Raw genomic sequence first — 7,440 nt, forward strand, 5'->3', positions numbered from 1 at the left:
CTTCGTCACTTCGACGCCGGTGACCAGATCGTCTTCTTGAAGAACGAGACCTCGCTTGGCGTGAAAAACGGCATGATCGGCCGTGTCGTCGAGGCGGCATCAAACAGGATCGTCGCTGCCATCGGCGAGGGCGAACATCGTCGGCTGGTCAGGGTCGAGCAGCGTTTCTACCCCAAGGTTGATCATGGCTATGCAACGACGATCCACAAGTCTCAAGGATCGACCGTCGATCGGGTCAAGGTGCTGGCTTCGCTCTCGCTCGATCGCCATTTGACCTATGTCACGATGACCCGGCACCGCGAGGATATGGCGCTTTATTACGGGCGGCGCTCCTTCGCCAAGGCGGGCGGGCTAGATCACATTCTGTCGCGAAGCAACGCCAAGGAAACCACGCTCGATTACGAGCGCGGCGTCCTCTACCGGCAGGCACTGCGCTTTGCCGAMAACCGCGGGCTGCACMTCGTCCGTGTTGCCCGCACACTMGTGCGCGATCGGCTCGACTGGATGCTTCGCCAGAAGGAGCGCCTTGCCGATCTGGCGCAGCGAATRCGTGCCGGCGGCGAGCGCCTTGGCCTGCTCCAGCGTCCYTCAACGCAAACCCRRAAGGAGGCCGAACCGATGGTCGCCGGMGTCACGCTGTTTGCYAAATCCCTGTCTGATGTCGTCGARGAAAAGCTGCTCGCCGATCCRGCCATAGCAAAGCAGTGGGAAGAAGTGTCGGCCCGGTTCCRCTAYGTCTTCGCCGATCCGGARASCGCSTTCCRGGCGATGAAYTTCGACACSGTSYTGASYGACCCGAAGGCCGCGCAACCGACACTCGATCGGCTGGCCAGCGAGCCGGCATCGATCGGGCCGCTCAGGGGGAGGACTGGCCTGCTCGCGAGCAAGGCCGAMAMSGAGGCGCGCCGTGTCGCCGAGGTCAACGTGCCGGCGCTGAAGCGTGACATCRAGCGTTATCTCCAGCTGCGGCAGGTCGCTGCCGCAAGGATCGGGAACGAGGAGCAGGYKCTTCGTCATCGTGTCTCGATCGACATCCCGGCGCTGTCGCMRGCSGCAARRTCMGTGCTSGAAAASATCCGCGCCGCCATYGACYGCAACGATCTYCCKGCYRCTCTTGGCCWTGCCCTCGMCAAYCGCGAGGTSAAGCTYGAGATCGATGRCTTCAACCGWGCCRTMRCWGAACGTTTTGGCGAACGGGCGTTGCTCGTCAATGCCGCTCGGGCGCCGTCGGGTAGCCTCTTCGACAAGGCSGCCGAGGGCCTTCGTCCYGGCGAGCGCGARAAGCTGCGTSAGGCCTGGCCGKTGATGCGKGCAGCCCARCRGTTCGCTGCCCATGAGCGCATAGCGCAGACAGTGAARCAGRCCGAGCAKTTACRAMTGGCGCAGCRCCAGAGCATGGTTTGGAAGCAATGAGCTACGGGCGTATGATCATCTCTATCAGCATCGTGGCTTTTGGCGCGACAGTGCTTGTTGGGGTCGGCCGGTCTGGCGGATACAGGCTCAACTTGTCGCCTAGTGCGCCCGTCGGCATCTGGCGGATCGAGACACTAAACCGCCCCCTAGCCATCGGCGATCCCATTTTCATATGCCCCCCGGCGACAAGCTTGTTCGTTGACGCGTTCGGCCGTGGTTATCTCAGCGAGGGTACATGCCTTGGCGGATTTGCGCCGCTGCTCAAAACGGTCGCTGCACTACCTGGCCAGAACGTCGAGATCGGCAACAATGTCGTCATCGATGGCAGGCCGCTCCCCGCGTCACGCGTCCGTCACAAGGACAGCCAGAATAGGGCGATTGAACCCTTTCCTGGGGGCACCGTGCCGCCCGGCCATCTCTTCCTTCATTCTTCCATAGCGAGCTCATATGACTCCCGATATTTCGGGCCGATCCCTGCAGCAGGCCTCCTCGGGCGCGCCCGTCCGGTCCTCACCGTCTATCCCTGACAGCGTGGGCGGTGTCATGTTGACGGCTGCTGCAGTGTTAGTAGGCGGCGTCGCCTGGAACGGCGATCCCCTGGCCCTGCCGCTCGCTCTCGCCTTTCCAGCATTGTGGGCCTGGGCGCCGACCCGCGTGATTGCGGCTTTGGTGTCGCTAGGATATTTCCTCGCCGCCTCGCGTGGTCTGCCGCAGGGCGTTGCTAACTACTACGCATCCAATCTCTGGCACGGCCTGTTGCTCTGGATCGTCGCATCGCTCTCCTTCGTTGCCGTTCACGCGGTGCTTTGGACAAAGCGTCCTGGGGGGAAGCGCCCGGCGCGGTTTGGGGTGGCATCGCTCCTCATGGCGATACCACCGTTCGGGATTGTCGGCTGGGCTCACCCGTTGACGGCAGCCGGCGTGTTGTTTCCCTATTGGGGTTGGGTCGGGTTAGGTGCAGCCGCGATCATCATGCTGGCCATGACAGCTAGAAGTTGGCCGTTCGCGGCCGCAGTTTTGGGAGGACTTTACGTCTGGTCAGTCACGACCTGGATGCCACCTACCGTACCGGACGGCTGGGAAGGCCTCGACCTTGAACTGGGCCAAAACCTCGGTCGCGGCGGCGGACTGGAACAGCACCGTCAACTGATTGCAACGGTGAAGGCAGCGGGCGAGGAAGCCCGCGTGGTTGTCCTTCCCGAAAGCACTCTCGGTTTCTGGACACCGACGGTCGAGCGGCTTTGGCGCGACGAGTTGCATGGCATCGACGTTACCGTGATCGCCGGCGCGGCAATTGTCGATCTGCAAGCCTACGACAATGTCATGGTCGCGATTTCGGCTAAGCGCGCCGGCGTGCTTTATCGCGAGCGCATGCCGGTCCCAGTTTCCATGTGGCAGCCCTGGCTTGCATGGACCGGACAGGGCGGTGGAGCGCGGGCGCACTTGTTCGCCAATCCAGCGGTCGAGCTAGACGGGCGCGCGATTGCGTCGCTGATCTGCTACGAGCAACTCATCCTTTGGCCTGTCCTGCAGTCGATGCTGCATTCGCCTGATATTGTCGTCGCCACCGGCAATGGCTGGTGGACTGCAGGCACTTCAATTGTAGCCGTCCAGAAGGCCAGTGCTGCATCCTGGGCCCGGCTATTCGGCGTTCCCCTCATCACCGCCTTTAACCTTTGAGCAAATCGCGCGTACTTGTTAGCTGCCCTCTATATGCCGATCTCCACCAGACCCAGCGGCTGCTGTTCTGTCGGGCCATCGGAGACCATGCGCTCATTGGTTCCCCGAAAAATGGATCTTCACTAGCGCTGGATCAACTGTACGCGCGACCACCCCGACGCCGGTGCGATGGCTCGTCATGACCGAGAATGTGCGCGAAGACTCGGACGCCATTGCTGACTGGCCTCTCATCAACGCCTAGCGATTTACTCGACGAAGGACGATCTTGGTTGCCACTCCGGTGGTGGCTGGTCGGGCTACATGGACCAACTCCGGTGTGACAATTATTGCCGACGGCTCAGTCGATGCCGAGGAGCACCTGCGGCTGCCCTTGACCGACGATACCTCGCTCGGCGTCGTGTGTTTTGTGACGCAGTGCGCGAATCGACCTTGGCTTGAAGGCCTAGAGGGGGAGGCCGGTAGTCTATCGCCGGGTCCGTGGCGTAGCCAAGTCTTCAAGCGGCAGTGCGGTCTTGTACTTGACCTGCTTGAGAGCGAAGCTCGATCGGATGTTGGCGACGCCTCGCGTCTTGGACAGCCGGTCGACGATGAAGTGCTGAAGCGCGACTGTGTCGCGCACCACCACGCGCAGCAGATAGTCGGAATCGCCGGTCATCAGATAACACTCCATGACCTCGGGAAAGCTCGCCATCGCCGCCTCGAAAACCTCGAGCAGCGCCTCGGTCTGCTTTTCCAGCGTGACCTGGATGAAGACGCTGACATTGGCGCCAAGCATCACCGGATCGAGCAGGGCGACGCGGCGGACGATGATGCCTGCCTCTTCGAGGGTGCGCACGCGGGCCAGGCACGGCGAGGCCGACAGGCCTACGCGCGCGGCGAGCTCGACATTGGTCAGGCTGGCGTCCTCCTGGATCTCCGCGAGGATGCGCATGTCTATCGCGTCAAGGGTCATCGGCAGCATGTCCTGCTTCAAATGGAATCAATTACAGTAATATCTCTCGCATTAAGCAGAATTTGCAACACCTTCGGCAGGAAATGCCGGAGCGTTGCCGCTATTCTCGCGCGCAAGTGGAAACTCAAGGAGTTGGAGCGCCATCATGCTCACTAAGACCCCGACCGCCCGCATCGGTGCCGACAACGCCGGACATGACGGCGATCCCAACGAGACGGCCGACTGGCTGGCGTCGCTCGAATCCCTGTTCTTCAACTCCGGTGGCGCCCGCGCCGAGTTCATCCTCGACGAGCTCGACCGCAAGGCCAAGGAGCTCGGCATCGTCCATGAGGCGCTGCCGTTTTCGCCCTACCGCAACAGCATTTCGCTCGAAAAGCAGACGCCGTTCCCCGGCGACCTTGCCATGGAAGAGCGCATCACTGCGATCATCCGCTGGAACGCGCTGGCGATGGTGGTCAGGGCGAACAAGGCCTATGGCGAACTCGGTGGCCACATCGGCAGCTATGCCTCCGCCGCCGAAATCTTCGAGGTTGGCTTCAACCATTTCTTCCACGCCGACACCGGTGAGGGCGACGGCGACGTGGTGTTCTTCCAGCCGCACTCGGCACCCGGCGTCTATGCCCGCGCCTACCTCGAGGGGCGGCTTTCGGAAGAGCATCTCCAGCATTACCGTCAGGAGATCGGCGGCACGGGCCTGTGCTCTTATCCGCATCCGTGGTTGATGCCCGACTTCTGGCAGGTGCCGACGGGGTCGATGGGCATCGGCCCGATCACCGCGGTCTACCAGGCCCGCTTCATGCACTACTTGACCGACCGGGGCCTCGCCAACACCGAGGGGCGCCATGTCTGGGGCGTGTTCGGCGATGGCGAGATGGACGAGCCGGAATCGGTCGCTGGCCTGTCGATCGCGGCGCGTGAAAAGCTCGACAACCTGACCTTCATCATCAACTGCAACCTGCAGCGCCTCGACGGTCCGGTGCGCGGCAACGGCCAGATCATCCAGGAGCTGGAGAGCACCTTCCGCGGCGCCGGCTGGAACGTTATCAAGGTGCTGTGGGGATCGGAGTGGGACGCGCTGTTCGCGCGCGATACCCAGCACGCGCTGCTCCGTCGTTTTGCGGCAACTGTCGATGGCAAGTACCAGACCCTCGGCGCCAAGGACGGCGCCTACAATCTGGCAAACTTCTTCGAGGAGGATCCCGAGGTCAAGGCGCTGGTCGCCCATATGTCGGACAGCGACATCGACGCCTTGAAGCGCGGCGGCCACGACTTCGGCAAGCTGTTCGCCGCCTTCGAGGCTGCCAAGGCGACCAAGGGTCGACCGACCGTCATCCTGGCAAAGACCAAGAAGGGTTTTGGTATGGGCGCTGCCGGTGAATCCCGCATGACGGTGCATCAGTCCAAGAAACTCGACGTCGAGGCCCTGCTCACCTTCCGCGACCGCTTCTCGCTGCCGATCAGCAACGAGCAGGCCGAGCAGGTCGCGTTCTATAAGCCGGCAGAAGACAGCGCCGAACTCAACTATCTCCGGTCTCGCCGTGAAGCGCTTGGTGGCTACCTGCCAACGCGCCGTCGCACGGCGGCACCCGTCGCGATTCCGCCGCTGGCAAGCTACGGAGACTTCGCGCTCAATGCCAAAGGTAAAGAGATGTCGACGACCATGGCTGCGGTCAGGCTGCTCGGCAACATGATCAAGGACAAGGAGATCGGTCCGCGCATCGTGCCGATCGTCGCCGACGAAGCGCGCACATTTGGCATGGCCAATCTGTTCCGGCAGGTCGGCATCTATTCGCCGGTAGGCCAGCTCTACGAGCCCGAGGATGCTGGTTCGATGCTCTACTACAAGGAAACCAAGAACGGACAGTTGCTCGAAGAGGGCATCACCGAGGCCGGAGCGATCTCGTCTTGGGTGGCGGCGGCGACGTCCTACAGCGTACACAACCTCGCCATGCTGCCAATCTACATCTACTATTCGATGTTCGGCTTCCAGCGTGTTGGCGACCTGATCTGGGCGGCCGCCGACCAGCGTTCTCGTGGCTTCCTGATCGGCGCKACCGCAGGCCGCACSACGCTRGSCGGCGARGGCCTGCAGCACCAGGACGGATCGAGCCTTCTGGTTGCCTCAACCGTTCCGAACTGCCGCGCCTATGACCCGGCATTCGCCTATGAGCTCGCGGTCATTCTAGACCACGGCGCCCGCGCCATGATGGAACAGGGTAAGGACGAGTTCTATTACATCACCGCGATGAACGAGAACTACGCCCAGCCGTCGCAGCCAGCTGGCGTCGAGGCCGACATCATCAAGGGGCTCTACCAGATTGCCAGCCACAAGCCAAAGACGAGCGCCGGCCTTGTTCGCCTGCTCGGCTCCGGCGCCGTCCTGCCACAGGTGATCGAGGCGGCACAGATGCTTGCCAACGACTGGGGTGTTGCTTCGGAAGTATGGAGTGYGACCAGCTTCTCCGAGCTGTCGCGCGATGCACGGGAGGTGGAGCGTCACAACCGCTACAACCCGCTAGCCGAACCCGTCGTCAGCCATCTTGCTGGCTGCCTACCGGGCAATGCGCCGATCGTAGCTGCCACCGATTATGTCCGCGCCTATCCGCAGCTGATCGCGTCCTATGTCGAGGCGCCGTTCACCGTGCTCGGTACCGATGGCTTCGGCCGCAGCGACACACGCACGGCGCTGCGCGACTTCTTCGAGGTCGATCATCGCCACATCGCGGTGGCGGCCCTTGCAGCGCTCGCCGCCGAAGGCTCGGTGACGCCGCAGACGGTTGCCGATGCCATCGCCCGCTACGGCTTCGACGGTGCCGTCGATGCGCCGTGGCTGCGCTGATCCGGGTCGAGTTCCAGTTCTGAAAGAGTTGATATGAGCCAGCTAATGGAAGTCAGGTTGCCGGATATCGGCGACTACAAGAATGTGCCGGTCGTCGAGTTCCTGGTGAAGCCGGGGGACGTTGTAGTGGCTGAAGACCCGCTGATGACGGTCGAATCCGACAAGGCGACGATGGAGATCCCGGCGCCCTTCGCCGGAACCATCAGGGAGTTTGCGGTGTCGATCGGCACCCGCGTGTCCCAAGGCGCGCTGCTGCTGACGATCGAAGCCGCTGCTGCACAGGCAGCGGCGTCTGCGCCGGCAGCCGGGTCAGAAACGGCCAAGGTTGAAGCAGCTCCGATCGCGCCGACCGTCAAGGCAGAACTGCCTGTTGCTGCGACGGCGGCGCAAGCAACGCCACCCGTGGTGGTGACCAACCCGCAGGCTTTCAGGTCGGAGACCTTGGCGGGCGCCCATGCGACGCCGTCGGTTCGTTCCTTTGCCCGTGAGCTTGGCGTCGATCTGTCGGGGGTAAAGCCTTCCGGGGCGAAGGGCAGGATACTGCGCGATGACATCA

Annotated in this window: 6 protein-coding genes; 5 read left to right on the forward strand and 1 reads right to left on the reverse strand. The window is 62.7% G+C overall.

The features are described from left to right. The 3 genes from AC1DUU_RS18150 to AC1DUU_RS18160 form a co-directional block, all read left to right on the forward strand. On the forward strand, positions 1–1,413 hold a 1,413-nt coding region (locus AC1DUU_RS18150; protein WP_476784799.1), incomplete at its 5' end, for a BID domain-containing protein. Between the two features lie 11 nt (positions 1,414–1,424). Next, positions 1,425–1,940: a conjugative transfer signal peptidase TraF gene (gene traF / locus AC1DUU_RS18155; RefSeq protein ID WP_476784804.1), complete on the forward strand. Its 516-nt coding sequence runs from the start codon at positions 1,425–1,427 to the stop codon at positions 1,938–1,940. 16 nt (positions 1,941–1,956) lie between these two features. Next, positions 1,957–3,093 (forward strand): conjugal transfer protein TraB, encoded by a 1,137-nt coding sequence (locus AC1DUU_RS18160; protein ID WP_476784800.1) that lies wholly within the window; start codon positions 1,957–1,959, stop codon positions 3,091–3,093. A 463-nt stretch (positions 3,094–3,556) separates the two neighbouring features. On the opposite strand, the gene AC1DUU_RS18165 is transcribed toward AC1DUU_RS18160, so the two are convergent. Continuing rightward, positions 3,557–4,054 (reverse strand): Lrp/AsnC family transcriptional regulator, encoded by a 498-nt coding sequence (locus tag AC1DUU_RS18165; RefSeq protein WP_476784801.1) that lies wholly within the window; start codon positions 4,052–4,054, stop codon positions 3,557–3,559. Between the two features lie 136 nt (positions 4,055–4,190). Here AC1DUU_RS18165 and mdeB point away from each other — a divergent pair, with 136 nt between their 5' ends. Together mdeB and AC1DUU_RS18175 are read left to right on the forward strand one after the other, a co-directional pair. Beyond that, the gene (gene mdeB / locus AC1DUU_RS18170) at positions 4,191–6,884 is read left to right on the forward strand and encodes an alpha-ketoglutarate dehydrogenase (RefSeq protein ID WP_476784802.1); all 2,694 of its coding nucleotides are present in this window, start codon (positions 4,191–4,193) and stop codon (positions 6,882–6,884) included. 33 nt (positions 6,885–6,917) lie between these two features. Continuing rightward, a partial coding sequence (locus AC1DUU_RS18175) for a biotin/lipoyl-containing protein (protein WP_476784803.1) occupies positions 6,918–7,440 on the forward strand: 523 nt, incomplete at its 3' end.

This window comes from Aminobacter sp. P4_H6_2 (assembly GCF_056400805.1).